Here is a 23386-nt window from a genome sequence, read left to right as displayed (position 1 = left end):
GCTTATAATCACGGCTTCGCCGCAGCGTCCGCAGGGCGCCGGCAGCTGATTACAGAATCTGTCATGACCACCACCCGCACCGAAACGGCGCTGATCCGCGAGCTGGGCCGCGTCGATTACGAGCCGACCTTTGCCGCCATGCGCGCCTTTACCGACGCGCGCACGACGGACACGCGCGACGAACTGTGGATCGTCGAGCATCCGCCCGTCTTTACGTTGGGCCTGGCGGCCGATCGCGGCCATTTGCTGGCCGGCGCCGAGAGTGTGCCCGTGGTGCAGACGGACCGGGGTGGCGAAGTCACCTTCCACGGCCCCGGCCAGGTGGTGATTTACCTGCTGATGGACTTGCGCCGCAACAAGCCGGGCGGCAAGCTGTATGCGCGCCAGTTCGTGCATAAAATCGAGCAAGCCATCATCAACGTGCTGGCGGCGTATAATCTCGCAGGCGAGCGCATCGATGGCGCGCCCGGCATCTACATTGCCGGCGGGCCAGACAAGGGTGCGAAGATCGCCGCGCTGGGATTGAAAGTGCGCGGCAACGGCTGCACCTACCATGGCGTATCGCTCAACGTGGCGATGGACCTGGCGCCGTTTTCCTGGATTAACCCTTGCGGCTATTCCGGCCTGAAGACGGTGGACATGCGCAGCATGGGCGTCGTGGCGCCGCTGGCCGAGGTGCAGCGGGCCCTGGCCCAGGAATTGACCGTATTACTCGATGTAAGCGAAGTAAACAGCGCCGCAGGCGCGCCTCAGGCAGCGGATGCCTGAGCAAACAAACCAACATGCCCGTCAAGGGCTTGCAGCCATGACTTCTGAGACCATTTCCAGCACCGCCCCCGCCGCTCCCGCCTACAACCCGAGCGAAAAGCAAAAAGGCGCCAGCAAGACTTCGCGCATCCCGATCAAGATCATTCCGATCGAGCAAGTCGAGCGCCTGAAAAAGCCGGACTGGATCCGCGTCAAGGCCGCTTCGGCTTCGACCCGTTTCTATGAAATCAAGGATGTGTTGCGCGAAAACAAGCTCGTGACCGTGTGCGAGGAAGCCAGCTGCCCGAACATCGGCGAGTGTTTCGGCAAGGGCACGGCCACCTTCATGATCATGGGCGACAAGTGCACGCGCCGCTGCCCGTTCTGCGACGTGGGCCACGGCCGTCCGGACCCGCTGGACAAGGAAGAGCCGGCCAACCTGTCGAAAACCATCGCCAAGCTGCGCCTGAACTACGTCGTCATCACCTCCGTCGACCGCGATGACTTGCGCGACGGCGGCGCCGGCCATTTCGTCGAGTGCATCCAGCAAACGCGCGCCCTGTCGCCGAACACCCGCATCGAAGTGCTGGTGCCCGACTTCCGCGGCCGCCTGGAAAAAGCCCTGGATCTGTTCAAGGATGGCTTGCCTGACGTCATGAACCACAACCTGGAAACGGCGCCGCGCCTGTACAAGGAAGCCCGTCCCGGTTCCGACTACATGCACTCGCTGAAACTGCTGAAGGATTTCAAGGCCATGTACCCGGACGTCAAAACCAAGTCCGGCATCATGGTGGGCCTGGGCGAGACGGACGAGGAAATCCTGCAAGTCATGCGCGACATGCGCGAGCACGACATCGACATGCTGACCATCGGCCAGTACCTGGCGCCATCGAACAGCCACCTGCCCGTGCGCCGCTACGTGCACCCGGACGTCTTCAAAATGTTCGAGGAAGAAGCCTATAAAATGGGCTTCACCCACGCCGCCGTGGGCGCCATGGTGCGCAGCTCGTACCACGCGGATGAACAGGCGCACAGCGCCGGCGTGGAATCGGCGCTGAATTTCTAAGCCGTTTGCGCCACATCAAAGCCGCCCGCGATAGCGTGGCGGCTTTTTTTTGCCTGATTGAGGTGATGTACAATATCCTGTACAATTATTGGCATGTACTTTCCATGGAGTGGTGGCACGGCATGAATATCCTGACTTTCAGCGAGGCGCGCGCGGGCCTGAAAAGCGTGATGGACGACGTCTGCAACGACCATACGCCTACGGTGATCACGCGCGTGAATGGCGAACATGTGGTGATGCTGTCCTTGTCGGACTACAACAGCATCGAGGAAACCCTGTATTTGCTGGGCACGGCAAAGAATGCCAGCCGGCTGATGGCGTCCGTGGCGCAGATCAAGGCGGGCAAGGCGCAGCCACGGGCATTGGCGCGGCATGAAAAACCGGAAGACTGAAAACAAGCAGCAGGCGCGCGCCGCCGTGCTGGCCTGGACCGATCATGCCTGGGAGGATTATCTGTTCTGGCAAGAGAACGACTTGAAAATCCTGCAAAAAATCAACGACTTGCTCGATGCATGCCTGGCCGATCCGTTCAAGGGCACGGGCAAGCCGGAACCGCTGAAAGGCGACCTGACGGGTTTCTGGTCGCGCCGCATCGACCGCCAGCACCGGCTCGTGTATCTGCCCGACGCGGGCTGCATCTACGTGGCGGCCTGCCGTTATCACTATGACGACAAATAGGCATTGCCCAGCCGTACCGTAACGCGGTACCGGACGTGACGCGGCTATACTGATCAATGATGTTTTAAAAACATGATTGACGGGGGAGCCATGGACGTACGCATCGACGCATCGTGGAAGGCGCGGCTGGAGGGGGAGTTTGCCCAGCCCTACTGGGAGCGCCTGGCCGCCTTCGTCAAGGCCGAATATGCGGCGGGGCCGTGTTGTCCTCCCGGTAAACTCATTTTTCGCGCCTTCGACCTGACGCCGTTCGGGCAAGTCAAGGTGGTGATCCTGGGGCAAGACCCGTATCACACGCCCGGTGCCGCCATGGGGCTGTGCTTTTCGATTCCCGAAGGCACGCCGCCGCAGCCGAGCCTGCAGAATATCTTCAAGGAATTACACAGCGACATGGGCGTGGCGCGCACGCGCACGGATTTGTCCGACTGGGCCGAGCAAGGCGTGTTCCTGCTCAACAGCGTGCTGACGGTGCGCGCCGGGGCGGCCGGTTCGCATGCAGCCAAGGGGTGGGAAAAGCTGACGGACAGCGCCATCGGCCACCTGTCCGCCGAGCGCGAACACCTTGTGTTCATCCTGTGGGGCGGCTATGCGCAAGCCAAGCGCACTTTGATCGACCCCGGCAAGCACCTGGTGCTGGCAGCGCCCCATCCATCTCCCTTGTCGGCCAGCAAAGGTTTCTTTGGCAGCAAGCCGTTCAGCCAGGCAAATGCGTATCTGCAGGCGCATCATCATGCCGAAATCAAATGGGGCAATGAGTAATGGTGACATTTTGTCTCCAATAAGGGTTGCTTTGTCCCCATCATGTACTATGCTCATTGGGATACCCGACGACACCCGAACAAACCCGACGACACGAGCTAAATAATGAGTGTGACTGAAGAACGCGGCCGTATTACGGCCAGGGTTTCCGGCTCAATTGCCGAGAAACTTCAAGAAGCGGCTGAGCTGACCGGCGCTACCTTGAATCAATTCCTCGTGCAAGCTGCATTGGAAAAGGCGGAAATGATCATCGATCGCGAATACCTGATCCGCTATTCCCGTCGTGACGCCGCCATGATGATCGATTTGCTGGAAAACCCGCAGGGGCCGAATGCGGCTTTGACGAAGGCTTTTGAAAATTATGCACAGAAAGTAGAGAATGGCGTACTTCGTGACAGCACTGAAAGCAATACATGATGTAACAAGGTTTCATTGCGGCACACCGGTATTGGATACGTGGTTGCAGACAATAGCAAGGCAGCATCAGCGGCATGGCGCATCGCGAACGTTCGCGCTGGTCGATGAAACTGATCCTACGGAAATTATTGGCTATTTTTCACTGGCGATTCGTACCATGACCCCCAAGGAGGCTATTCCCATCGCCATGATGAAGAAGTTGCCCAGCAACGTACCCGGCTTTACCTTGGCGCGGCTTGCTGTCGCGCAGCGGCATCAGCGTCGCGGCTTTGGCCGATTGCTGCTGGTAGCAGCCATGAAGCGTGTGCAATCGGTCGCAGCGGAGGTGGGCGGTTTTGCCCTGTTTGTCGATGCCAAAGAGCCGCAAGGCACGCAATTTTATCAACAGTATGGTTTTACGCCCCTCCCCGATGATCCGCTGACCATGCTGCTACCAATCGCCGATATTCCCCATTAAAACAGCATCCCGATAGACGCCACGAGATCGTTTCTTAACGGCAACCGACAGCGGCAGGCGTTGCTCCCTGCCGCTGTCTTCGCGCGTAACGGTGGTAACGGTTAAAAACTGGTGGACAGGCCGGCGTAGATGCTGCGGCGGGCGCCATACTGCGGCGCTCCCACGCCCACGCCGGAACCGTCGCGCAGCAAATACGACTTGTCGAACAGGTTGATCAGGGCCAGCCGTCCTTCCACCTTGCCCACCGGCGTGTTCTTCCACGTGTGCGTGAGCGCCGTGTTGACGGTGAAGTAACTCGGCAAATGGCCGGAATTCGGTGCGCCGCCGTCCGGCGTCATGCGCAGGCCGCTGCCGTAGAGGAAGTCAGCGCTCACTTGCGAATCGCCGAAGTGATAGTGGCCGCCACCCGACAGCGTGTATTTCTGGTCATGATCGAGGTAGACATAGTGCTGGCTGATGTAGTTCAACTCATCGGCGCCAAACAGGGCTTGCCCCGAATTGATGTTGCGGCCCTGCGCCTTTTGCGTGCTGGCGTTGAGGAACAGGCCCCAGTTTTTCTCGCTGTAGATGGCGGACAGCTCCAGGCCCTTGGCGTAGCCGTCCGCATAGTTGAACGGCGTCAGGATCAACGCCTGGCCGAACTGGCCTTCGTCGAGCAGGTTATTAATCTTTTTATAATATACATCGGCCGTCACGGTCAGTTTTGAATTGACCTGGTGGCTGATGCCGATATCGTAGTAATGCGTGCGCTCGGCCTTGACGTTGTCGGACTGGCCGATTGCCGGCGCATTCGTCGTGTTCGCGTACAGGTCGATACTGGCTTGCGCCGCCAGTTCCTGCGGCGGCGGCGTGAAGTAGCGCGAATAGCCCGCGTGCAGGGCCGTGCCCGGCGCGATCTGGTAGGCCAGGTTGACGCGCGGGCTCCATTGCTGTTCGCTCGTGTAGGCCGAGACCTTGTCGAAGCGGGCGCCGTAGTTCAGGGTCAGCGGTTTGCTGATATGCCATTCATCCTGCAGGTAGACACTGGCCAGGGTGCCCGTCTTGCCGCTGTTGTCCAGAATGCTGACCGGCGTGGTGGAGGTTTGCGCGCCGTCCATGGCGGGGAAGACGGCCACCGTGTTGTCGCTCGTCGTTTTCTGGCGCGTGTAGGCCAGGCCCGCGCGCACGGTGTGGTCCTGGTGCAACTTGTAGCTGATGTCGAACTGGGCACCGGAAGCGCTGTTCGCGCGGCGCGAGTCCGAGGCCACGCCGTTGTAGATCAGGTCGCCGATGGCGTCGGGCGTGAAGTGCAGTTCCGAATACTGGTGGAAGGCCGACACCTGGTAATTGACGTCGCCCAGGCTTTTTTGCAGCGACAGCACGAGAAAACGGTTCACTTCGCGCTGGTTTTCATTCAGCTGCGAGGAAGCGATGCTGGACGTGCCCGCCTGCGCATCGCTGTGGCCGGCCAAGCTGAATGCCGGCGCCTGGTCCGGGTTGTTCGGGATCTGGAAGCGGCCGTTATAGGTGCCGAACATGGCGCCCAGTCGCGTGTTGTCATCAAGGAAATACGACAGGCTGCCGAACGATTTGTTCTGGCGCGTCTTGTCGTGCAGGGCGCTGCGCGTGGCTTGCGGGTTTTCCACGCCCAGGGAATTACCCAGATAGCTGCCGGACAGGTAGTAATTGAACTTGCCCACGCTGCCGAAAAATTCGGCACTCGGCTCCACGTGGTCGTGGCTGCCCACCATGATGCCGATGCGCCCGCCAGGGCTCAAGCCGCCTTCCTTCGTTTCAATATCGACGATGCCGGCCGTGCGCAGGCCGAACTGGGCCGGCAAGGCGCCCGTCATGAAATCCGTCTTGTCGATCAAGCGCGTGTCGATCGACTGGCCGAAGCCGCTGATGCTTTCGGGCAACTGCACGCCGTTGATGCGGTATTGTACGTTGGCATGGTCGTCGCGCACGTGCAGGGCGCCGGAGCCCTTTGAATCCTGCGACACGCCCGGCAGGCGCAGCAGCACTTCATTGAACGGCGTGTTGTCGCCCTGGCCCAGCATGTCGACCATGTGGCTGTCGATGCTGTAGATGGTGGTGCCGACTTTCGGCGACAGTTCGATGCGCGCGCTTTTCAGATGGGCGGAGGTGACTTCGACCTTTTGCATTTCCGGTGGGGCGGCATCGGTACTGGCTTCGGCAGGCTCGGCGGCATGGGCGGAAACGGTAAACAGGCTGGCAAGGGCGAGCGACAGCGCGCTCAGACGTGGAGTGTGTTGCATGGTAAACCTCGAAAATAGTCAACGCCAGGCGGCCCGGCGCGCATCAAAGTGCGGCAAGGGGCAGCCTGAAAAGGATAAAAACAGCGTGAGAACTACAGTGAGGCGGCAGGCGGGCCGCGCACGGGCGGCAGGACGAGGACGGCGACGGGCGCCAGGGTAGCGGGCGCGAGGGCCAGCAGGCGGTACGGCAGTAACTGGGCGGGCGGCTCGGCGATGGCCGGCGGCACGGCGATGTCGGCCACCTTGTCGATGACCGTGGCGCACAGCGCGCACTCTTCCGCGTCGAGCGTCGTCTTGTGCAGGTGCGAGGCGGCCGTCGACAGCAGGAACACGAGGGCCAGCGCACTGAACAGCGCCACGCACAGCTGCCACGGCGTGCGCGCGAGGGCGGACGCCGGGTAAGGCTTGCGGGATGGCTGGCGGGAAGACATGGGCGCATAGTAGCAAGAAAATCGTCCCGCTGTCAGCGCTTGTTGCTTGATTTGCGCCAGAGCGGGCTTACAAGGTGGCGCGCAGGTCGCGCGGCGACAGGCCGTAATGCTGGCGGAAACGGGCCGCGAAGCGCGAGGGCGAGGCGTAGCCGCAGGCGGCGGCGATGTCGCCGATGGGTAAGATGCCAGATTGCAATTCCTGCAAGGCCAGTCCCAGGCGCACGTCTTCCAGGATGGCGCGGAAGTGACGCTGTTCCAGGGCCAGCTGGCGGCGCAGGGTCGAGGCGCCCAGGTGCAGATGGCTGGCAACCTTGGTCACGCTCCAGTCGGCGCCCGGGTCCAGCAGCAGCACTTGCTGCACGCGCGCGGCCAGCGGATCGCGGCGGTCCAGCAACAGCGGGCCGCAATGGCCGCCCAGTGCCAGGGCCAGCAGCAAGCCTTCCGCCTGGTGCGCCAGCAGCGCGGGCGGTGTACTGCCCGCCAGGCTGGCCGTCAGCTGGTCCCAGGCCACCGCCGCGTGGGCATCGAGCGGCACGCACAGGCTGGCCGTGGCCGCCTGGCGCAGCTGGGTATCGACGAGGCCGCCATGGCGCGCGCGGAAACGGGCGATCAGGGCCGGCGAAAAACTCAGCACTTCCGCGCGGTAGCCTTGCGCGCCAGGCAGGTTGGCTACGCCCAGTTCCTGTCCCGCCGGCATCAGCACCACGTCGTGCGTGCCGGCGCGCGCCTGGCGTGCCCCCCATTCCAGCAGCTTGGTTCCTTGCCGCACGCGGCACAGGGCGCTCTGGAAGACGGGCACGCGGCGCAGGGTTTGCGCGCGGCGCGCCTCGATGGTGCCGTGGGCGATGCGCAGCTCGCTCAGGGCCACCGCTTCCATGTCATCTGCCATACAGTCCCGTCAGTTGTGCCTTGCCCAGCGCGTTGGCATTGAGCATGTAGCCCAGCATGGCGCCGCTGGCGTGCTGGTCCAGCGGCAGCTTGTCCGTTTTCAGCGCCCACACCGTGATCTGGTAGCGGTGGGCCTGGTCGCCCGGTGGCGGGCAGGCGCCGCCGTAGGCGCTGTCGCCGTAATCGTTGCGCCCTTGTACGGCGCCGGCCGGCAAGGTGGCGGTTGTCGTTCCCGCAGGCAAGGACGTGGTGCTGGTCGGCACATTGAATACGCTCCAGTGCCACCAGCCGCTGCCCGTGGGCGCGTCCGGGTCGTACAGGGTGACGGCGTAGCTTTTGGTGCCGGCCGGTGCGTTGCTCCATGACAATTGCGGCGACAGGTTGCCGCCCGTGCAGCCGAAGCCCTGGAATACTTGCGCGCTCGCCAGGCGCTGGCCGGGGGCGATGTCGGTGCTGGTCACCGTGAAATCGGCAGCGTGGGCGCCCAGGTGAAGGGCGAGGCCCAAGGTGGCGGCGAAGAGGCGGGAGGTAGTCATGGTTTTCCTTTCGATAAGTATAGGGGAAAGTGTATGCCGTGCAATATTTACCCGCGATGCCGATGCGCTCGCTGATGGTGCCGAAACGCTCGTTTTATCCTATTTCAGACGTTCGCATGAGCGTGTTGTGCGGTTTGCCGCTTTCTGACCGTGCATGATTTTCACTGTGGGGCTTTCATGCTATCGTTTCGCAGCCCAAATTTCCCAAAGTTTCCATGTCACAACGCTCGATCAAGTGGTTGCTCAGCAAACTGCACCTGTACGTGGGCCTGTGGTTCGGCGCCCTGTTTGTCCTGCTGGGTTTGACGGGTTCCGCCATCGCCTGGATGCCGGAACTCGACGCTTATCTGAATCCGAATTTGTTGCAGGCGAGCACGCCCGCGCCGGGCCAGGTGTTTCAGGTGACGCCGCGCACGGTGCAGGCGGTGGTGGACCAGCTTACGGCCGACCCCGCCTACGGCAAGCCGAGCCAGCTCAATCCGCCCGCCGACGCGCGCGACGTGTACGTGGCCTCGTACCGCCAGACTAGCAAACCGTCCCCGTTCAGCCAGGCCATCGTGCGCCAGGTGATGGTCGACCCGTACACCCTGCAAGTCAAAGGCGAGCGCGACTGGGGGCGCTTCGGCCTCTCGCGCCCCTTGTTCATGTCGGGCATGTTTCATTTGCACCGCTATTTACTGTCCGGCGACGTGGGCAAGACCATCACGGGTATCTCGGGCGTGGCCCTGCTGCTGATGGCCCTGAGCGGCATTTATCTGTGGTGGCCGCGCCTGCAGTGGACGGCGATCCGGCGCGCCCTGACCGTGTCGCATGGCGGCTCCTGGCCCCGTTTTAATTACACGTTTCACAAGGCGGCGGGCTTCTTTGCCGCGCCCGTGCTGGCCGTGCTCGCCTTTTCCGGCATCTATTTCAATTTGCCGCAATTGATCGTGCCCCTGGTGGAGCTCGTGTCGACGGTGCCCGATACCGTCAAACTGAAGAATGTGGCCCAGGACGGCGCCGTGCTCGATGCGGGCCAGGCCATGGCCGCCGCGCAGCAGCTGTATCCGCAGGCGCGCGTGTCGCGCATCGTGTTGCCGGCGAAAAAGGACCAGCCGTACGACGTGCGCGTGCGCCAGCCCGGCGAGATCGCCCACGGCGACGGCGCCACGCGCATCACCCTCGATGCGCGCAGCGGCTTGCCCCTGCGCATACGCGATCCCTTGCGGGCGCCGGCCGGAGACGTTTTCCTGGGCTGGCAATTCCCCCTGCATTCGGGCCAGGCGTTTGGCGTGGCCGGGCGCGCCTTCATTACGCTGTTTGGCCTGATGCCCTTGCTGTTCCTGCTGACGGGGACCCTGGTGTGGTGGAAACGGCGGCGCGGCCGGAAATAAGCGGCGGCCAAACCGTTGCGGGGAAAGTTGCTATCATCATAGTATTTTCCGGCAGATCCGCTGTCCGGACCCACCCGCACAAGGACCAGCATGAGCAATCCCGACATCACCGTAGCAATGTTGAATGAACGCGGCACGGGCCGCCTGCCCGGCCACCTGGGCATCGTCATCACGGCCGTGGGCGACGGCCAGCTGACGGCGGAATTGCCCGTGTTGCCGCACCTGCTGGCGCCGAACGGCTACCTGCACGCGGGCAGCGTCGTGACCCTGGCCGACACGGCGTCCGGCTATGGCTGCATCGTCAACCTGCGCCGAAGGCGCGACGAATTTCACCACCATCGAACTGAAATCGAACCACCTGGGCACTGCCCGTGAAGGCACGCTGATCTGCACGGCGAAAGTCGAGCACAAGGGCCGCAACACGCAAGTGTGGGATGCCGTGGTGAAAAGCAAGGAAACGGGCAAGACGATTGCCCTGTTCCGCTGCACGCAGATGATTCTGTATCCAAAGTAAGGTAAGCAACCCAAATCAACTGCTGGGGTCAGACCCGACGGGTCTGACCCCGGATTTTTGCGTTAGGGTTAAATTTTTACCCAGTTACCTTTATACAAGATTGGTCCCGTCGGTCCGTTCGGATTCGGCGAACCGCCTTTCGGCTCCAGGGTGACGGCCAGCAAGGCCACGTCGTTGCCGATGGCGCGCTGGGACAGGGCCAGTTTCACATTGCCCTTGTCCGCCAGCAAGCCCAGGGAGCGCGGGTTGCCGCTCTTTGGCACGGCCCACAGTTCCAGATCCTTATCACTTGGCACGGGCGCGTTGGCCACCATGCGCACCTCGAGCGCGCCGTGGCGGCTGTCGGCCGTCAGCACCAATGCCGTTTGCGCCTTCTCGTCCGTCAGGCTGGCGACATAGCTGATCTGCGGCGCGTCCATCACGCGCGTGGCCAAGACGATCACCAGCAAGGCGGCGATGGCGCTCGACGCCATGCCCAGGCCACGCCAGAACGACAGCGCATCGCGCCACAACGCCCAGCCGCCCTGCGGCTTCAGGTGCAGGCGCTGCTCGATCTGCTGCCACACGCGCTTGGGCGGCGCCACGGGCGTGGCGAATTCGGCCATCGGTTCCAGGCGCTGGCGCCATTCGGCCGTGATATTGCGCAAATCGGCGTCGTTGTGCAGCCAGCCTTCGAAACGCCGCCGCGCGCCCCCTTTCAGGGTGCCCAGCACGTATTCGGACGCCAGTTTCTGGCGCAGCGCGTCATTGCCGCGGATATTCATGATGCCTCCCGTTTCGCCAGGCACGTGCGCAGCCGTTCCAGGCTGCGGCGTATCCACGTCTTCACGGTGCCGATCGGCAGCGACATCTGCTGCGCCACTTCGCTGTGCGACAGGTCGTGATAAAACGCCAGGGCGACCACCTGCCGGTGCAGCCCTTCCAGGGCCGACATGCAAAACGCCAGCGCCTTGGCGTCACCGCTCATCTGCAGTGATTCGATCGGCGTGGCCTGGGGGTCCCGGAGTGCATTCATGACTTCGCTATCAAACTGTTCGGCATCGATTTCCACGGTATCGTCGCTGCGCCGCAGCACATCGAACGCCTTGTTGCGCACGATGGTGGCCATCCAGGTCATCGGCGCGGCCAGATGGCTCTGGTAAGCGGCGGCGTTGTTCCAGATGGCGACAAAACCCTCTTGCAAGGCTTCTTCAGCGAGCTCTTGCTTATGCAATATACGCAGCGCGAAGCCAAACAGTTTCGATGATGTGGAGTTATATAGCTGGCGGAACGCCGTGGCGTCCTTGTTCCCGGTGGCAAGCAGCCAGGTTTTCAGTTGCTGCGGGTCGAGCGATTGAGCGGCTGGGGACACGGCTGGCCTTCACAAGGTGAATGGGATCACGCCTGGGAAGGTTATAACAGATTGACAACGCTTGGCAACAGGGTTTTGTGCCGTGTTATCCCGCGATGGCCGTTTCGAGCAATTTGTGCAGTTCGGCAAATTCCGGCTTGCCCACGTAGCGCTTGAGGATCTTGCCCTGCTTGTCGAGCACGAAGGTGGTGGGCGTGAGGGCCACGTCGCCGTAGGCCTTGGCCGCCTCGCCCGTCACGTCGAGCGCCACCTTGAACGGCAGCTGGCGTGTTTCGGCGAAATTCAGCACGTAGTTGGCCGGATCGTATTTCATGGCCACGGCCACGAATTCCAGGCCCTGCCCCTTGTACTTGTTGTAGGTGTCGACCATGTCCGGCATTTCCGCCACGCAGGTGGTGCACGAAGTGGCCCAGAAATTGACCATCACCACCTTGCCGCGCAGGCTGGCCGAGGTGATCTTCTCGCCATGGATGCCGTGGAAAGTCACGTCCGGCGCGCGTTGCTTGTCGTTCAGCGACAGATAGCCGGCCGCCGCCACGCCCGCCACGAACACGGCGATGAGGGCTGGCTTGATCCAGGACTTGCTTGCGGAGGGCGAAGTGGACATGGCAAAGTTTCACTAATGTAGAGCAACGATGCGGCCATTATAGACGCATCGTCAGTCTGGCGCCGTAGGTCAAACGGCGGAGGCGTTTATTGCTGGACCGTATCGCTGACCGTGCTGGTCGTGCGCTGCTGCGGCGGATCGGGCTGCAATTGCTTCAGTTCCGCTTCCGAAATGTAGTCGAACAGCTTGACCACTTTCTGCACGCCGCCCACGCCGCGTGCCACGTCGGCCGCGACCGTGCCTTCGCGCTGGGTCACGCGGCCCATCAGGAAGACGGTGCCGTTTTCCGTGACGACCTTGAACGAGGCGGCCGAGATGGTTTTCATGTCGACCAGGCTGGCCTTGACCTTGGTGGTGATCAGCGCGTCGTTCGAGCGCGAGGTATAGCTGGCCGGGCCGGCGATGATCAATTCATTGGCCACCGATTCCACGCCCTCGATATTGCGCACTTCGCGCTCGACGGCATTTTTCATCGCCTCGTCGCGCACTTCGCCCGTCAGCAGGACGCGGCGGTTGAAGCTGGTGACATTCACGTGGCCCGCATCGCCGACGATGGACGGGATGCGCGCCTCGCCCTTGACGGCGATCGACTTGTCTTCGGTCTGGGCGCCCAGGGTGCGGCGGTCCGCCGCGGCAACGCCGCCCATCACCGCGCCGCCGACCATCAATTCGATGCAGCCGGTGAGCGAAGTGAGCATGGCGCCGCACAGCAGTGCGGTGGCCAGCGGGCGTTGTACGCGTTTCCAGCCTGGGCCAGTACCGAATTTAGTCATTCACGTCTCCTCCGAATAGCGCGACGTCGATGCCGTCGCAGATGCAATGTATGGTGGTCAGGTGGACTTCCTGGATGCGCGCCGTGCGCTCGGCCGGCACGCAGATATGCACGTCGGCGTCCGTCAGCATCTTGCCGATGGCGCCGCCGTCCTTGCCCGTCAGCGCCACGACGCGCATTTCGCGCTCGAGCGCCGCTTCCACGGCGGCCATCACGTTGGCCGAATTGCCCGACGTGGAGATGGCCAACAGGATGTCGCCGGCCTGGCCGAAGGCCTGCACCTGCTTCGAGAAGATCTCGCGGTAGCTGTAGTCGTTGGCCACGGCCGTCAGGATCGACGTATCCGTCGTCAGCGCCAGGGCCGGCAGCGGAAAGCGCTCGCGTTCGAAGCGTCCGACCAGCTCGGCCGCGAAATGCTGGCAGTCGGCGGCGGAACCGCCGTTGCCGCAGGCGAGGATCTTGTTGCCGTTGGACAATGCATAAAACATCAGGTCGATCGCCTGCGCAATGGGTTGCGCCAGTACGGTGGCTGCCTGGATCTTGAGTTCGGCACTTTCGTGGAAGTGCGAGAGGATGCGTTGATTATTCATAGTCTGCCGATTATAGTGCAGGCGCGCGGCATGGCGGACAAGCACTGTTAAAAATGCTTACATATCGAGGATGTTCTTCAGCCAGCTGATGCGCCCGCCATCGATGGCCAGCGCGTCGAAGCGGCATGGCGGCACGGTTTTTTGTCCCAGCAGCCAGGTTTGCGCGGCCACCACCATGCGCCGCTGCTTGGCGGGCGTGATGCTGGCCAGGGCGCCGCCGAAGCTGGCACTGCTGCGCAGCCGCACTTCGACGAAGACGATGGAGGCGCCATCGCGCATGATCAGGTCCAGTTCGCCGCCCTTGCACAGATAATTGCGTTCCAGCAGCGCCAAGCCTTGCAGCAACAGATACGCGAGCGCATCGTCTTCCCCCTGCCGTCCCCGTTCCCGTTTGTTCCAGAAGGGCGGCATGGCGGTGTCCTTATTGTACCGGCGGCATGGTGGCAGGTGGCGGCGGGGCCGGTGGCCAGGTGCCCAGCACGCCCTGCTGGTAGGTGGCGGCCTGTTCCGTGCGTTCGAACACGCTTTGATCATTCTCAAAGCGCACGGCCAGGCGGCCCGTCACGCCGTCGAGCGTGAATGGCACGTTTGGCCGCAGCGCCACTTCGCGCGCCACGCGGAAGGCGTCGATGCCCAGCGCGTACAGGCGTTCCATGTCGGCCGTCAGGCGGGCGTCGGCCGGTTGCGGCGGTTGCGGATACACCATCACTTGCGGATGGTCGCGCCGCACTTGCCATGGCAGGTCCAGCAGGCGCGCGCCGTCGAGTTCGGGACCGCTGGCGCCGCGCCCGGCGCCGGGGTTCAGTGACGAGGTGCCATACAGGGGCAGATCGCTGCCGATGGCCACGCGCAGCTGGCGCGCCTGGTCGGCGTCGAGCGCGGCAAACAGCAGGCCCGGCGGCGTGGCGGCCAGGCGCGCGCGCAGCTGCACCAGCTCCGCATCGCTCAGGTAGCCATTCGTGGCCGTCAAGTCCATCGCATCGACCTTGCCGCCCTGGCGCAGCCATTCCTGCTTGAAGGCGGCGCTGATGCGGCGCTGCGAAGGCGAACCGGCCGACAGGATCAGCGCGCTGGCGCCCGGCTGTTCGCTGGCGGCCCAGGCGGCGACCTGGCGCGCTTCCGCCTCGATCGACAGGCCCATCACCAGCAGCTTGGCCGGCAGGCGCGCCTCGCCGCGGTTGTCCGGGTGGTTCAGGGCGATCGTTGGTTTACGCACCAGGTCGCTGTTCGCCACGGCCGTGATGGCCGAGCGCGACAACGGTCCGACGACGACGTCCTGTTCTTCCTGTGCCTGCGCAAATTTGTTCAGCACGTCGGTGCTGCCGTCGCCCGTGTCGATCACCGTCACTTCGAAGCCGCTGCGGTCGCGCTCATACGCGGCCATGAAACCGGCGCGCAGCAGTTCGGCGGCCGGGCCCAGGGACGCCGAGCGCAGCGGCAGCAGCAGGCCGATGTGGTGCAGATTGCCGTCGGACGGCGCCGGTGCCGTGGCGGCCGGCATGTCCTGCGGCGTGCCCGTTGCCGGCTTGGTGGCGGTGGGCGCCAGCGGCGCGCCGCTGCCGTCGTACGCGGTAATATCGGGCACGGCCACGGCAAACGTGACCGGTTCGGGCGCGGGCGGCTTGGGCGGCACGGGAGGCGGCAGCGGCTTCGGTGGCGGCAGCGCCCTTGTGTTAGATTCAATAGGCGCGCACAATTGCCCGGGCGCGTCGCAAGGCGTGCTGCAAGCGCTCAGCATGCCGGTCGCGGCACAAACAAGCAGTAACTTCACACTATTAGCAAGCATTCAACCTCCAAAATGACCGTACAAGAAATCAGTTCCATCGCCAGCCTGCCCATCATGACAGAGGCGGCGCACCAGGTCTATCCTATCGCAACATTGTATATAGTGGCCACGCCCATCGGTAATGTGACCGATATCAGCCTGCGCGCGCTGCACTTGCTGAGCCTTGCCGATGCCGTCGCCTGTGAAGATACGCGCAACACGGCGCACCTGCTGACGCGCTTCGGCTTGAACAAGCCATTGATTGCGGCGCATCAACATAATGAGCGCGAAGTGGCGCAGACCCTGATCGCGCGCCTGCAGGCGGGCGAGCGCATCGCCCTCGTTTCCGACGCCGGCACGCCCGCCGTGTCCGACCCCGGCGCGCGCATCGTCGACGCCGTGCGCGCGGCGGGACTGCGCGTGCTGCCCCTGCCCGGCCCGTCGGCGGCGATCACCGCCATCTCCGCCAGCGGCTTGTTGAATGACCAGTTCTACTTTGTCGGCTTCCTGCCAGCCAAGGCCAAGCAGCGCGAAAACATCTTGCACAGCCTGCGCGGCGTGACGGCGACCATGGTGTTCTATGAAGCGCCGCACCGCATCCTCGATTGCGCCACGGCCCTGGTGGAAGCGTTCGAGCCGACGCGCCAGGTGGTGTTCGCGCGCGAACTGACGAAACTGTTCGAGGAAATCCACCGCTGCCCCCTGTCGGAAGCGGAAAGCTGGATCCGTGCCGACGCGCACCGCGAAAAGGGAGAGTTCGTCGTCCTGCTGGAAGGCGCCACGCAAGCGCAGGACGCGGAAGACGTGGAAGCGGAACGCATCCTCAATATCCTGTTGGCCGAATGCAGCGTCAAGCAGGCGGCGAATCTGACGGCGCAAATCACGGGCCGCAAGAAAAACGCCCTGTATGAGCGGGCGTTGCAGTTGAAGGGGCAGGAATAAGGCGATTAGCTTGGCGGCTGGACATTGAGTGCACTTGCCGCCGCGAGCAATTGTTCCACATGCTCGATCAACTCGTCGACAAAGCCCTGCGTGACATCCAGCTCGCCCTCGTATTCGGCCAGGTTGCGCTTCTTGTGGGCCTGATTGAATAGCAGCCATTGCTGTGGCGTGAAACTCAGCGTGTGTTCCAGGCTTTGAAAGACGAGATAGCGGTTGTCGCTGCGATAACCATGTTGACGCAGCGCAGACAAGGCGGCAGCATGCGCGGCGTTACACGCGAGGTCGAAGCGGCTTTCCAGCGACAGTATCGGCTGCCTGACATCGTGCAGGCGCACGGTGGCCGAGCGCAGCAAGCCCGGCCGTTCGCGTGCGTCCGGTGGCTCAGCCTTGAGCTGGCCGATGCGCGCCAGGTTCGCCAGCGCCTGTGAGTTCGGTGAGGTCATCGTTGGCCCCTTTGACAAAAATCTTGGGCTGTTCGAGGATGCGCACGGCGAACGACTTGCCGTCGTCTATTCTTTGCCGCCATTCTTCCCGCGTATACAAGGTCGGGTTGATGCTGCGGCCCAGCTGCTGTTGCGCAGGCTGCAGCGCTGCCAGCAACTGGGCATTCGATGCCATGCTGCCGATGACCATCAGGTCGATGTCGCTGTGCGCCTGTTCCGTGCCCTTGGCCATCGAACCGTACACAAAGGCCAGGTCGATTTCTTGCCAATACGGTTGCAGGGCCACGCGAAGCACATCGGCGACGCCAAAGGTTTTCAGCACAATGCTGCGCAGCTCGTCGAAGATCGGCGCATCATGATTTGCCTGGTAATGCTTCTGGTTGCCCACTTTCTTGACGGTCACCAGGGCCGATTTCACCAGCTTGGCCAGTTCGCGTTGCACGGCGCCCGAGCCGATGGCCGCGAAGGCGATGATTTCATTCGCATAGAAAGAGCGCTGCGCCTGGCCAAAGAGCAAAGCCAGCACGCGTTGCTGTGCTTTGGAAAACAATGTGTCTGCATATATACCCATATTGGGTATGTTAATACCCAATATGGGTATAGTCAAGCAAGCCCTCACCACTTGCAACCGCTATCCTTCTTGTCCAGCAACATCAGCACGGGCGCCAGCAAGCCCGCCCCTGCATAAGCGGTGCGGCAATCGCCGCGCTTGCCTTGGGCGATGTCGCGCGCCAGCTGGGTTTCCATTTGCAGCGGTTTGTCGGGGATTTGCCCCACGGCCGTGCCCACCTTTGACGGGTCGCGTTCGCCCGCCATCTTGCGCGCCGTCTTCCTGGCCGCTTCCATGTCGAATTTCGGCGTTTCCGCAGTTTCTTGCCTGAAGGTGTCGGGACTGGCCGCCGGCGTGGCTGGTGAGGCCGGCACCACCGTGATGGCTTGCGGGCTGGATGCCGGCGCCGTGGCTGCCGCCGGCGTTTCGCGGACAGCGGCGCGTTTCTGCTTGCTGATGGGCTTGGGTTCGCGCTTCGGCTTGACGACCTCGACAGGCGGCGGCGGGGGCTTGGCGGCCAGCGGGCGTATCCACACGGCGATCGATTCCACGCGCGGGGCCGTGTCCGGCGGCACAGGCGGCTGGACGTGGCGCCACAGATAGATCAAGGCGCCATGCAGCAGCAAGGACACGCCGACGCCCAGCACGATGCCGCGGCGATTCGGCATGGGCTGGCCGCCGCCGCTGCTTCTTTCTATCCTGAACTCCATTGCCGTCGTCGCCTTCATGTCTGATCGGGAAAACTTGCAAACCCAGTGTCGCATACTTCAATCGTTTTGAAAAATACATGAGTCCCAGTGCCGCGCGTAAATAATTTACACAGAGTTTCACCTGACCCTTGACCGAAGTCGATACGGCCTGTATTATCTTGGTCTTCGGAGTGTGGCGCAGCCCGGTAGCGCACCTGGTTTGGGACCAGGGGGTCCAAGGTTCGAATCCTTGTACTCCGACCAAATTTGTAGAAAAAAACCCAAGAGTTTCGGCTCTTGGGTTTTTTTTCGTCTGTACGGTTCGGGTAGGTCGACGTAGGTCGGATTAGCGCGCAAGCGCGTAATCCGACAACACCAGGATCATGGCCAACATTGTTGTCGGGTTACGCGCTACGCGCTAACCCGACCTACGCCGCGAGGCGTTTCGTCGCAATGGCATTGCCCGCTCGGCTGGAACCCTTGCGCCCCAGCTGCTGCGCAATGAACTGGCCCGCATCGACCACCAGGTCCAGGTCGATGCCGGTGGCAATGCCCAGTCCCTGCATCATGTACAGCACGTCTTCTGTTGCCACGTTGCCGGTGGCGCCCTTGGCGTACGGGCAGCCGCCCAGGCCGGAGACGGACGAATGATAGATCGCGATGCCCGTTTCCAGGCTGGCGTAGATGTTCGCCAGCGCCTGGCCGTAGGTGTCGTGGAAGTGGCCGGACAGGCCGCCCACGTGGAAAGCCCCGATGGCGCGCTGCATCACCGCCTGCGTCTTTCTCGGCGTGGCCACGCCGATGGTGTCGGCAATGTCGATCTCGTCGCAACCGAGGTCGCGCATGCGGCCCACCACGTCGGCCACGGCGTCGAGCGGCACGTCTCCCTGGTAGGGGCAGCCGAAGGCGCAGCTGATGCTGCCGCGCAGGCGCAGGCCGTGTTCCTTGGCCGCTTTCGCCACGCCTTCGAAGCGGGCGATCGATTCGGCGATCGAGCAGTTGATGTTTTTTTGCGAGAACGCCTCCGAGGCCGAGCCGAAAATTACCACTTCATCGGCTTTTGCCGCCAGCGCGGCATCGAAACCCAGCATGTTCGGCGTCAGCGCCGAATAAATGGTGCCGGCGCGGCGTGCGATTCTCTCCATCACTTCCGCGCTGGTGGCCATCTGCGGCACCCATTTCGGCGAGACGAAGGACGCCGCCTCGATATTGGCGAAGCCGGCCAGGGTCAGGCGGTCGACCAGTTCGATCTTGACGGCGGCGCTGATGGTGTCCTTCTCGTTTTGCAGGCCGTCGCGCGGCCCCACTTCGACGATCTTGACCTGCTTGGGCAAACTGGTAGTAGGGTTCATCTCAATATCCTTGCAAACGGTTGACGATGCCGGCGACGGAGTCTCCGGCGTGCAGGCGGCGCATCTTGGCGGCGATCTGCGCCACGCTTTCGCGGCGCAGGGTGGCGGCCGAAATATGCGGCGTGATGGTGATGCGCGGTTCTTGCCAGAACGGGTGCTGCTGCGGCAGCGGCTCGTTGCGGAACACGTCGAGGGTCGCCCCGGCGATATGGCCGGAGCGGATCAGGGTCAGCAGATCCGGCTCGGCCAGATGCGCGCCGCGCGCCACGTTGATGATGTAGGCGCCCGGCAGCAGCATCGACAGGCGCGCGCGGTCGAGCAGGTTGTGCGTGTCCGGCGTGAGCGGCAGCATGCACACGAGCACGCGCGTGCCGCGCAAAAAGGCATCGAGCCCTTCCTCGCCCGCAAAGCATGCGACGCCATCGATGTGCTTGCGGCTGCGGCTCCATCCGCGCAGGGGGAATTCGAACTGCGCCAGCGCTTGCAGCACGCGCGTGCCCAGCACGCCCATGCCCAACACGCCGACGGGGAAATCCATCTTGTCGAAGGCGGGCAGCGGCTGCCAGATGCCGGCGCGGCCCTGCGCCTCGTAATCGTCGAAACGGCGGAAGTGGCGCAGCACGGCGTGGCTCACATACTCGGCCATCTGCACGCCCATGCCCGCGTCGTCGAGGCGTACCAGCGGTACGTGGGCCGGCAGCGCATCGCCGAATTTCAGCAGCGCGTCGACGCCGGCGCCCGTGTTGAAGATGGCTTTGACGTTGGCCAGCTCGGGCAGCATGGCGGCGGGCGGCTGCCACACGACGGCGTAGTCGCACGGTGGAGCCGCCTCGCCTTCGCGCCAGAAGTGGATGTCAGCTTCGGGCAGCAAGTCGCGGAAGTCGCTGATCCACGCCGCTTCCTTGCCGTCCGAACGTTGTAAAAGGATGCGCATCGTGGCAGCCTCTATGCGGCTGCCTTGAAGGCCAGCAGCGGCGCGCCATCGGCCACCTGGTCGCCGACCGCATACAGCACGTCTTCCACCAGGCCGTCGTGCGGCGCGGCGATCGTGTGCTCCATCTTCATCGCTTCCATGATGACCAGCGGTTCGCCCTTCTTGACGTCCTGCCCTTTGTTGACCAGCACGGCGACGACCTTGCCCGGCATCGGCGCCGTCAGGCGGCCGCCCTCCGCTTCCGTTTCGCCCGCATGCGCCATCGGGTCGCTGTAGTGCAGCGTATAGTGCAAGCCGCTGGTGAATACGTGGAACTGCTCGCCGTCGCGCAGCACCGTGCCATGCACGGCACGCTCGCCCAGCTTGATGTGCAGCTCGTTGCCTGTGCGCGCCGTCAAGCTCAGGGGCTGGCCGTTGAACAGCCAGCCATCGGTCTTGTAGGCGATGCGCGCGGCATAGGTTTTGTCGTCGCTGGCCAGTGCGAATTCATCGGCGAACGACAGGCTGCGCCCCAGAGTGCTGTTCAAGCGCCAACCCAGGGCGTTGCCCCACGGGTCGGCGCGGTTGGCCGACTGCGCTTCGGCGGCCGTTTTTTCTTCCAGCAGCAGGGCGACGGATGCCAGCGCCAGGGCCGTGTCGGGTGCCGGCTGCAGGGCGGGGAACAGCGACGCCTGATTGCGCTCGATCAAACCCGTATCGAGGTCCGCGCTGGCAAACGCCTGGCCTTCGACCAGGCGCTTCAGGAAGGCGATATTGCTGGCCAGGCCCACGATCTGGTAGTCGGCCAGCGCCTGCGCCATGCGCGCCAGCGCTTCGCGGCGGTCCGCGCCCCAGACGATCAGCTTGGCGATCATCGGGTCGTAGAACGGCGAGATGGCGTCGCCTTCGCGCACGCCCGAATCGATGCGCACGGACGCCGGCACCACGGTGCCGCCCAGTTCGAACGTGACGGCCGATGGCGACTGCATGTGGCGCAGGGTGCCGATCGACGGTAAAAAGCCCTTTTCCGGGTTTTCCGCGTAGATGCGCGCCTCGATGGCGTGGCCGTGGATCGTCAATTCATTCTGCTTTTTCGGCAGCGGCTCGCCAAAGGCGACGCGCAACTGCCATTCCACCAGGTCGGTGCCGGTGATCATTTCCGTTACCGGATGTTCCACCTGCAGGCGCGTGTTCATCTCCATGAAGTAGAACGAGCCATCCTGGTTGGCGATGAATTCCACCGTGCCCGCACCCACGTAGCCGACGGCCTTGGCGGCGGCGACGGCCGCTTCGCCCATGGCCGCGCGGCGCTCGGCCGGCATGCCCGGCGCCGGCGCTTCTTCCAGCACCTTCTGGTGACGGCGCTGCACCGAGCAATCGCGCTCAAACAGGTAGATGCAGTTGCCGAGCGTGTCGGCGAACACCTGGATTTCGATATGCCGCGGACGCGACAGGTATTTTTCGGCCAGCACCTTGTCGTCGCCGAAAGAGCTGATCGCTTCGCGCTTGCACGAGGCCAGCGCCGCCTTGAAGTCGGCGCTGTTTTCAATGACGCGCATGCCCTTGCCGCCGCCGCCGGCGGATGCCTTCAGCAGCACGGGATAGCCGATCTTGTCTGCCTGGCCGTGCAAAAATTCCGCATCCTGATTCTCGCCGTGGTAGCCGGGCACCAGCGGCACTTTGGCTTTTTCCATCAGCGACTTGGCGGCCGATTTCGAGCCCATGGCGCGCATGGCGGATGCCGGCGGGCCGATGAAGACCAGGCCCGCCGCGTGGCAGGCGTCGGCGAAGTCGGCGTTTTCGGACAAAAAGCCGTAGCCGGGGTGGATCGCCTGCGCACCCGTGGCCAGGGCCACGGCGATGATCTTGTCGCCGCACAGATAGCTTTCCTTGGCCGGCGCGGGGCCGATCAGCACCGCTTCGTCGCAGACGGCGACGTGCTTGGCGTTGGCGTCCGCCTCCGAATACACGGCGACGGTCTGGATGCCCATGCGGCGCGCGGTAGCGGCGACACGGCAAGCGATTTCGCCGCGGTTGGCGATCAGGATTTTAGTGAACATGGTCTCTCTCTATTCTCTCAAAAAGGGGCAGCTGTCTCTTGTCATGGACGTTGTGTGCTGGCGTGTCGGCTTACGCGCTTTGCGCTAAGCCGACCTACGCATTGGTGAGGCGGTATTCGCAGGTCGGGTTAGCCGGCACGGCGTAACCCGACAAGGCTGGATCAGCAGCCGCACTTCTCTTTCTGTACCGATTCGAGCATGGCGCCGCGTGTCTGCAAGCCCAGTTTGTTCAACAAGACGCGGTCGTCTTCCGCTTCCGGGTTGTCGGTGGTGAGCAGCTTGTCGCCATAGAAAATGGAGTTGGCGCCGGCCAGGAAGCACATCGCCTGTACGGCTTCGCCCATCTGGCGGCGGCCGGCCGACAAACGCACGCGCGCCTTCGGCATGGTGATGCGGGCCACGGCGATCGTGCGCACGAATTCGAACGGGTCCAGCGCTTCCAGGCCGAACAAAGGCGTGCCTTCCACCTGCACCAGGTGGTTGACGGGCACCGATTCCGGGTACGGATTCAGATTGGCCAGCTGGGCGATCAGGCCCGCGCGCTGCAAGCGCGTCTCGCCCATGCCGACGATCCCGCCGCAGCATACTTTCAAGCCCGCTTCGCGCACGCGGCCCAAAGTATCGAGGCGGTCCTGGTATTCGCGCGTGGAGATGACGTTGTCGTAGAACTCGGGCGCCGTATCGAGGTTATGGTTGTAGAAGTCCAGGCCCGCGTTTTTCAGGCGGTCCGCTTGTCCTTCTTCCAGCATGCCCAGGGTGGCGCAGGTTTCCAGGCCCAGCGCTTTCACTTTGCTGACCATCTCTTCGACTTTGTCCATGTCGCGATCCTTCGGGCCGCGCCAGGCGGCGCCCATGCAGAAGCGCGTGGCGCCATTGGCTTTCGCCTGGCGGGCCGCGTCGAGCACCGTGTCGATGTCGAGAATTTTCTTCGCTTCCACGCCCGTGTCGTAGCGGGCCGCCTGCGGGCAGTAGCCGCAGTCTTCCTCGCAGCCGCCGGTCTTGATCGACAACAGGGTCGCCAGTTCCACGTCGCCGTCGGGGAAATTGACGCGGTGGGTTTGCTGGGCCTTGAACATCAAGTCATTGAATGGCAGGTCGAACAGGGCCAGCACGTCGGCGACGGGCCAGGTGGCCGCTTCCGGCACGGTGATGCGCGCCGCTGGGCGGTGCAGTTCGACGGTTTTTGCTGCTTCTTGGACGTGAGACATGTGATTCCTTCGTTTCTATT

The 23386-nt window shown here is 63.3% G+C and carries 27 protein-coding genes, 1 tRNA gene and 1 pseudogene; 11 read left to right on the top strand and 18 right to left on the bottom strand.

Going from position 1 to position 23386, the window contains the following annotated elements; translation table 11 throughout:
• Positions 1-63: 63 nt before the first annotated feature.
• The 7 genes from lipB (at position 64) to D9M09_RS26530 (ending at position 4124) form a co-directional block, all read left to right on the top strand.
• On the top strand, positions 64-768 hold the full coding sequence (gene lipB, locus D9M09_RS26560; RefSeq protein WP_070223225.1) for a lipoyl(octanoyl) transferase LipB: 705 nt from the start codon (positions 64-66) through the stop codon (positions 766-768).
• Positions 769-805: 37 nt separating this feature from the next.
• Positions 806-1813 (top strand): lipoyl synthase, encoded by a 1008-nt coding sequence (gene lipA, locus D9M09_RS26555; protein ID WP_070312669.1) that lies wholly within the window; start codon positions 806-808, stop codon positions 1811-1813.
• Between the two features lie 122 nt (positions 1814-1935).
• Positions 1936-2205 (top strand): type II toxin-antitoxin system Phd/YefM family antitoxin, encoded by a 270-nt coding sequence (locus tag D9M09_RS26550; RefSeq protein WP_070223351.1) that lies wholly within the window; start codon positions 1936-1938, stop codon positions 2203-2205.
• Positions 2186-2491: a Txe/YoeB family addiction module toxin gene (locus tag D9M09_RS26545; protein ID WP_070223221.1), complete on the top strand. Its 306-nt coding sequence runs from the start codon at positions 2186-2188 to the stop codon at positions 2489-2491. The genes D9M09_RS26550 and D9M09_RS26545 overlap by 20 nt, the downstream gene beginning before the upstream one ends.
• A 90-nt stretch (positions 2492-2581) precedes the next feature.
• Positions 2582-3250, top strand: coding sequence for a uracil-DNA glycosylase (gene ung, locus D9M09_RS26540; protein WP_070223219.1), 669 nt, complete (start codon positions 2582-2584; stop codon positions 3248-3250).
• Positions 3251-3355: 105 nt separating this feature from the next.
• Positions 3356-3667 carry a DUF1778 domain-containing protein gene (locus D9M09_RS26535; protein WP_071650246.1) on the top strand — a complete coding sequence of 104 codons (312 nt, stop codon included), beginning with the start codon at positions 3356-3358 and terminating at the stop codon, positions 3665-3667.
• Positions 3642-4124 carry a GNAT family N-acetyltransferase gene (locus D9M09_RS26530; protein ID WP_162995799.1) on the top strand — a complete coding sequence of 161 codons (483 nt, stop codon included), beginning with the start codon at positions 3642-3644 and terminating at the stop codon, positions 4122-4124. The genes D9M09_RS26535 and D9M09_RS26530 overlap by 26 nt, the downstream gene beginning before the upstream one ends.
• A 101-nt stretch (positions 4125-4225) precedes the next feature.
• Here the strand turns inward: D9M09_RS26530 and D9M09_RS26525 are convergent, their stop codons facing one another.
• From D9M09_RS26525 to D9M09_RS26510, 4 genes are all read right to left on the bottom strand, one after another.
• Positions 4226-6382: a TonB-dependent receptor gene (locus D9M09_RS26525; protein ID WP_121670750.1), complete on the bottom strand. Its 2157-nt coding sequence runs from the start codon at positions 6380-6382 to the stop codon at positions 4226-4228.
• 92 nt (positions 6383-6474) lie between these two features.
• Positions 6475-6813 (bottom strand): hypothetical protein, encoded by a 339-nt coding sequence (locus D9M09_RS26520; protein ID WP_070223211.1) that lies wholly within the window; start codon positions 6811-6813, stop codon positions 6475-6477.
• A gap of 67 nt (positions 6814-6880) precedes the next feature.
• Complete coding sequence (locus tag D9M09_RS26515) at positions 6881-7702, bottom strand: helix-turn-helix transcriptional regulator (protein ID WP_205602309.1); 822 nt, start codon at positions 7700-7702, stop codon at positions 6881-6883.
• Positions 7692-8237 (bottom strand): YbhB/YbcL family Raf kinase inhibitor-like protein, encoded by a 546-nt coding sequence (locus D9M09_RS26510; protein WP_121670749.1) that lies wholly within the window; start codon positions 8235-8237, stop codon positions 7692-7694. Before D9M09_RS26510 ends, D9M09_RS26515 begins: the two co-directional genes overlap by 11 nt.
• Before the next feature lie 215 nt (positions 8238-8452).
• On the opposite strand from D9M09_RS26510, the gene D9M09_RS26505 reads away from it, so the two are divergent.
• Together D9M09_RS26505 and D9M09_RS26500 are read left to right on the top strand one after the other, a co-directional pair.
• A complete protein-coding gene (locus D9M09_RS26505; RefSeq protein ID WP_121670748.1) occupies positions 8453-9610 on the top strand; it encodes a PepSY-associated TM helix domain-containing protein in 1158 nt (385 codons plus the stop codon).
• Between the two features lie 90 nt (positions 9611-9700).
• Positions 9701-10124: pseudogene (locus tag D9M09_RS26500) on the top strand (PaaI family thioesterase).
• Between the two features lie 68 nt (positions 10125-10192).
• Here D9M09_RS26500 and D9M09_RS26495 read toward each other — a convergent pair.
• The 7 genes from D9M09_RS26495 to D9M09_RS26465 all read right to left on the bottom strand — a co-directional run bounded on the left by D9M09_RS26495 (position 10193) and on the right by D9M09_RS26465 (position 15077).
• The gene (locus tag D9M09_RS26495) at positions 10193-10888 is read right to left on the bottom strand and encodes an anti-sigma factor (protein WP_121670747.1); all 696 of its coding nucleotides are present in this window, start codon (positions 10886-10888) and stop codon (positions 10193-10195) included.
• Positions 10885-11475 carry a sigma-70 family RNA polymerase sigma factor gene (locus D9M09_RS26490; RefSeq protein ID WP_070288964.1) on the bottom strand — a complete coding sequence of 197 codons (591 nt, stop codon included), beginning with the start codon at positions 11473-11475 and terminating at the stop codon, positions 10885-10887. The genes D9M09_RS26495 and D9M09_RS26490 overlap by 4 nt, the downstream gene beginning before the upstream one ends.
• Before the next feature lie 85 nt (positions 11476-11560).
• Positions 11561-12082, bottom strand: coding sequence for a peroxiredoxin family protein (locus D9M09_RS26485; protein ID WP_070223196.1), 522 nt, complete (start codon positions 12080-12082; stop codon positions 11561-11563).
• Positions 12083-12168: 86 nt separating this feature from the next.
• Complete coding sequence (locus tag D9M09_RS26480; RefSeq protein WP_070223194.1) at positions 12169-12855, bottom strand: BON domain-containing protein; 687 nt, start codon at positions 12853-12855, stop codon at positions 12169-12171.
• Positions 12848-13444 (bottom strand): phosphoheptose isomerase, encoded by a 597-nt coding sequence (locus D9M09_RS26475; RefSeq protein ID WP_034752465.1) that lies wholly within the window; start codon positions 13442-13444, stop codon positions 12848-12850. The genes D9M09_RS26480 and D9M09_RS26475 overlap by 8 nt, the downstream gene beginning before the upstream one ends.
• 57 nt (positions 13445-13501) lie before the next feature.
• The gene (locus D9M09_RS26470; RefSeq protein ID WP_121670746.1) at positions 13502-13855 is read right to left on the bottom strand and encodes a YraN family protein; all 354 of its coding nucleotides are present in this window, start codon (positions 13853-13855) and stop codon (positions 13502-13504) included.
• 10 nt (positions 13856-13865) lie between these two features.
• A complete protein-coding gene (locus tag D9M09_RS26465; protein WP_121670745.1) occupies positions 13866-15077 on the bottom strand; it encodes a penicillin-binding protein activator in 1212 nt (403 codons plus the stop codon).
• Positions 15078-15242: 165 nt separating this feature from the next.
• Between D9M09_RS26465 and rsmI the strand changes: the two genes are divergently transcribed.
• Complete coding sequence (rsmI, locus tag D9M09_RS26460; RefSeq protein ID WP_070288967.1) at positions 15243-16151, top strand: 16S rRNA (cytidine(1402)-2'-O)-methyltransferase; 909 nt, start codon at positions 15243-15245, stop codon at positions 16149-16151.
• A gap of 5 nt (positions 16152-16156) precedes the next feature.
• On the opposite strand, the gene D9M09_RS26455 is transcribed toward rsmI, so the two are convergent.
• From D9M09_RS26455 to D9M09_RS26445, 3 genes are all read right to left on the bottom strand, one after another.
• Positions 16157-16594 carry a hypothetical protein gene (locus tag D9M09_RS26455; protein ID WP_121670744.1) on the bottom strand — a complete coding sequence of 146 codons (438 nt, stop codon included), beginning with the start codon at positions 16592-16594 and terminating at the stop codon, positions 16157-16159.
• Complete coding sequence (locus D9M09_RS26450; protein WP_240453489.1) at positions 16533-17144, bottom strand: nucleotidyltransferase domain-containing protein; 612 nt, start codon at positions 17142-17144, stop codon at positions 16533-16535. The genes D9M09_RS26455 and D9M09_RS26450 overlap by 62 nt, the downstream gene beginning before the upstream one ends.
• Positions 17145-17209: 65 nt before the next feature.
• Positions 17210-17812 (bottom strand): hypothetical protein, encoded by a 603-nt coding sequence (locus D9M09_RS26445; protein ID WP_121670742.1) that lies wholly within the window; start codon positions 17810-17812, stop codon positions 17210-17212.
• A gap of 208 nt (positions 17813-18020) precedes the next feature.
• Here D9M09_RS26445 and D9M09_RS26440 point away from each other — a divergent pair.
• Positions 18021-18097: transfer RNA gene (locus tag D9M09_RS26440), tRNA-Pro, on the top strand.
• Positions 18098-18261: 164 nt separating this feature from the next.
• Here the strand turns inward: D9M09_RS26440 and D9M09_RS26435 are convergent.
• The 4 genes from D9M09_RS26435 to bioB all read right to left on the bottom strand — a co-directional run bounded on the left by D9M09_RS26435 (position 18262) and on the right by bioB (position 23366).
• Positions 18262-19185, bottom strand: coding sequence for a hydroxymethylglutaryl-CoA lyase (locus D9M09_RS26435; RefSeq protein WP_121670741.1), 924 nt, complete (start codon positions 19183-19185; stop codon positions 18262-18264).
• 1 nt (position 19186) lies between these two features.
• Positions 19187-20119 carry a 2-hydroxyacid dehydrogenase gene (locus D9M09_RS26430; protein ID WP_121670740.1) on the bottom strand — a complete coding sequence of 311 codons (933 nt, stop codon included), beginning with the start codon at positions 20117-20119 and terminating at the stop codon, positions 19187-19189.
• Between the two features lie 11 nt (positions 20120-20130).
• Positions 20131-22158 (bottom strand): acetyl/propionyl/methylcrotonyl-CoA carboxylase subunit alpha, encoded by a 2028-nt coding sequence (locus D9M09_RS26425; RefSeq protein WP_121670739.1) that lies wholly within the window; start codon positions 22156-22158, stop codon positions 20131-20133.
• 161 nt (positions 22159-22319) lie between these two features.
• Positions 22320-23366: a biotin synthase BioB gene (gene bioB / locus D9M09_RS26420; protein ID WP_070223174.1), complete on the bottom strand. Its 1047-nt coding sequence runs from the start codon at positions 23364-23366 to the stop codon at positions 22320-22322.
• Positions 23367-23386: the final 20 nt, after the last annotated feature.

The sequence above is a fragment of the Janthinobacterium agaricidamnosum genome (genome assembly GCF_003667705.1).
Lineage (GTDB): Bacteria > Pseudomonadota > Gammaproteobacteria > Burkholderiales > Burkholderiaceae_D > Janthinobacterium.
Note: the sequence above shows the minus strand (reverse complement) of the source record. Positions and strands in the feature narration are given on the sequence as shown.

Excerpts from the sequence above, each read along its gene's own strand:
- lipB (WP_070223225.1), top strand. The coding sequence starts at position 64 with ATGACCACCACCCGCACCGAAACGGCGCTGATCCGCGAGCTGGGCCGC.
- lipA (WP_070312669.1), top strand. The coding sequence starts at position 806 with ATGACTTCTGAGACCATTTCCAGCACCGCCCCCGCCGCTCCCGCCTAC.
- D9M09_RS26550 (WP_070223351.1), top strand. The coding sequence starts at position 1,936 with ATGAATATCCTGACTTTCAGCGAGGCGCGCGCGGGCCTGAAAAGCGTG.
- D9M09_RS26545 (WP_070223221.1), top strand. The coding sequence starts at position 2,186 with ATGAAAAACCGGAAGACTGAAAACAAGCAGCAGGCGCGCGCCGCCGTG.
- ung (WP_070223219.1), top strand. The coding sequence starts at position 2,582 with ATGGACGTACGCATCGACGCATCGTGGAAGGCGCGGCTGGAGGGGGAG.
- D9M09_RS26535 (WP_071650246.1), top strand. The coding sequence starts at position 3,356 with ATGAGTGTGACTGAAGAACGCGGCCGTATTACGGCCAGGGTTTCCGGC.
- D9M09_RS26525 (WP_121670750.1), bottom strand. The coding sequence starts at position 6,382 with ATGCAACACACTCCACGTCTGAGCGCGCTGTCGCTCGCCCTTGCCAGC.
- D9M09_RS26520 (WP_070223211.1), bottom strand. The coding sequence starts at position 6,813 with ATGTCTTCCCGCCAGCCATCCCGCAAGCCTTACCCGGCGTCCGCCCTC.
- D9M09_RS26515 (WP_205602309.1), bottom strand. The coding sequence starts at position 7,702 with ATGGCAGATGACATGGAAGCGGTGGCCCTGAGCGAGCTGCGCATCGCC.
- D9M09_RS26510 (WP_121670749.1), bottom strand. The coding sequence starts at position 8,237 with ATGACTACCTCCCGCCTCTTCGCCGCCACCTTGGGCCTCGCCCTTCAC.
- D9M09_RS26505 (WP_121670748.1), top strand. The coding sequence starts at position 8,453 with ATGTCACAACGCTCGATCAAGTGGTTGCTCAGCAAACTGCACCTGTAC.
- D9M09_RS26495 (WP_121670747.1), bottom strand. The coding sequence starts at position 10,888 with ATGAATATCCGCGGCAATGACGCGCTGCGCCAGAAACTGGCGTCCGAA.
- D9M09_RS26485 (WP_070223196.1), bottom strand. The coding sequence starts at position 12,082 with ATGTCCACTTCGCCCTCCGCAAGCAAGTCCTGGATCAAGCCAGCCCTC.
- D9M09_RS26480 (WP_070223194.1), bottom strand. The coding sequence starts at position 12,855 with ATGACTAAATTCGGTACTGGCCCAGGCTGGAAACGCGTACAACGCCCG.
- D9M09_RS26475 (WP_034752465.1), bottom strand. The coding sequence starts at position 13,444 with ATGAATAATCAACGCATCCTCTCGCACTTCCACGAAAGTGCCGAACTC.
- D9M09_RS26470 (WP_121670746.1), bottom strand. The coding sequence starts at position 13,855 with ATGCCGCCCTTCTGGAACAAACGGGAACGGGGACGGCAGGGGGAAGAC.
- rsmI (WP_070288967.1), top strand. The coding sequence starts at position 15,243 with ATGACCGTACAAGAAATCAGTTCCATCGCCAGCCTGCCCATCATGACA.
- D9M09_RS26455 (WP_121670744.1), bottom strand. The coding sequence starts at position 16,594 with ATGACCTCACCGAACTCACAGGCGCTGGCGAACCTGGCGCGCATCGGC.
- D9M09_RS26445 (WP_121670742.1), bottom strand. The coding sequence starts at position 17,812 with ATGCCGAATCGCCGCGGCATCGTGCTGGGCGTCGGCGTGTCCTTGCTG.
- D9M09_RS26435 (WP_121670741.1), bottom strand. The coding sequence starts at position 19,185 with ATGAACCCTACTACCAGTTTGCCCAAGCAGGTCAAGATCGTCGAAGTG.
- D9M09_RS26430 (WP_121670740.1), bottom strand. The coding sequence starts at position 20,119 with ATGCGCATCCTTTTACAACGTTCGGACGGCAAGGAAGCGGCGTGGATC.
- D9M09_RS26425 (WP_121670739.1), bottom strand. The coding sequence starts at position 22,158 with ATGTTCACTAAAATCCTGATCGCCAACCGCGGCGAAATCGCTTGCCGT.
- bioB (WP_070223174.1), bottom strand. The coding sequence starts at position 23,366 with ATGTCTCACGTCCAAGAAGCAGCAAAAACCGTCGAACTGCACCGCCCA.